Genomic DNA, 1,126 nt, shown 5'->3' with positions numbered 1-1,126 from the left:
GGAGGCGGAGCGAGCCCGTCCGCAGCGCGCCCGGCTGGGCGCGGCTCACGCCTCCACCCGGTAGCCGAGGCCGCGGACGGTGTGCACGAGCCGGTCGCCGTGCGCCTCCATCTTCTTGCGGAGGGAGCTGAGGTGCACCTCGACGAGGTTCGGGTCGACGTGGTCGTAGCCCCAGACCTGCGTGAGGATCTGGGTCTTGGTGAGGGTGCGGCCGCGGTTCCCGGCGAGGAAGGCGAGGAGGCGGAACTCGGTCGCGGTGAGGTCGAGGGCGATGCCGCCGCGGCGGGCGCGGCCCGACTCCGGGTCGACGACGAGGTCGCCGATCTCGACGACGGACGGGATGCGGCCGCGGCGGCGCAGCACGGCGGTCACGCGCTTGACGAGCTCGGCGAGCACGAACGGCTTCACCACGTAGTCGTCGACGCCCTCGTCGAAGCCGCGGAGGCGGTCGTCGACGGCGTCGCGGGCGGTGAGCATGATCACCGCCGCGTCGCTGCTGCGGCGGATCCGCTCGGCGAGCACGATGCCGCTCGGGCCGGGGAGCATCCAGTCGAGGATCACCAGGTCCGGAGCGAAGGTGCTCAGCTCGCGGGCGAGGTTCTCGCCGGAGACGAGACCGCGGACCGTGAAGCGCTCGCTGCGCAGCGCGGTCTCGACGGAGGAGCGGATGGCGTCGTCGTCCTCGATGAGGAGCACACGGGCGGAGGAGGGCATGTGCTCGAACCTAGGGGCCGCGGATCGGGGCGCACCCGGCGTCTGCTGTGGAGGGTCTGTTCTTAAGTCCGGCTTCAGATTCGCCTTCGAATCTGAGATGGAACCGGCCGCAACCGATCCCGAACGGGGTCGGCACCGGGCCGGAACGAGGAGACACCCATGACCGAGTCGACCACCCCCGCCGAGAAGGGCTCGAGCTTCGGGCCGCGCCGTCCGAAGAAGCGCGCCCTGACCATCGGCATCGCCGTCGGCGCCCTCGGACTCGTCGCGCTCGGCTCGACCGCCGCGTTCGCCGCGACGCCGTCGAGCACGCCGACCTCCAGCGCCACACCGCTGCACTCCACCTCCACCGACGCTCCGTCCACCGATGCGCCGTCCACCGGTGCGCCGTCGACCGATGCGCCCGCCGAGG

1 protein-coding gene and 1 pseudogene are annotated in these 1,126 nt (G+C 72.4%); one reads left to right on the top strand and one right to left on the bottom strand.

Annotation, left to right across the window (positions count from 1 at the left end):
- Positions 1-45: 45 nt before the first annotated feature.
- Positions 46-714, bottom strand: a complete 669-nt coding sequence (locus tag C5C74_RS16845; protein ID WP_104351944.1) for a response regulator transcription factor — start codon at positions 712-714, stop codon at positions 46-48.
- Positions 715-873: 159 nt separating this feature from the next.
- On the opposite strand from C5C74_RS16845, the pseudogene C5C74_RS16840 reads away from it, so the two are divergent.
- Positions 874-1,126 (top strand): annotated as a pseudogene (locus C5C74_RS16840) (hypothetical protein); the annotation flags it as partial.

This window comes from Rathayibacter sp. AY1E8 (genome assembly GCF_002931415.1).
In the GTDB taxonomy this organism is placed as follows: domain Bacteria; phylum Actinomycetota; class Actinomycetes; order Actinomycetales; family Microbacteriaceae; genus Rathayibacter.
The sequence above is the reverse complement of the archived record's forward strand: the minus strand, read 5'-3'. Positions and strand labels throughout refer to the sequence as shown.

What these genes read in the sequence shown, in the direction of transcription:
- C5C74_RS16845 (WP_104351944.1), bottom strand. Translation starts at nt 714, where the DNA reads ATGCCCTCCTCCGCCCGTGTGCTCCTCATCGAGGACGACGACGCCATC.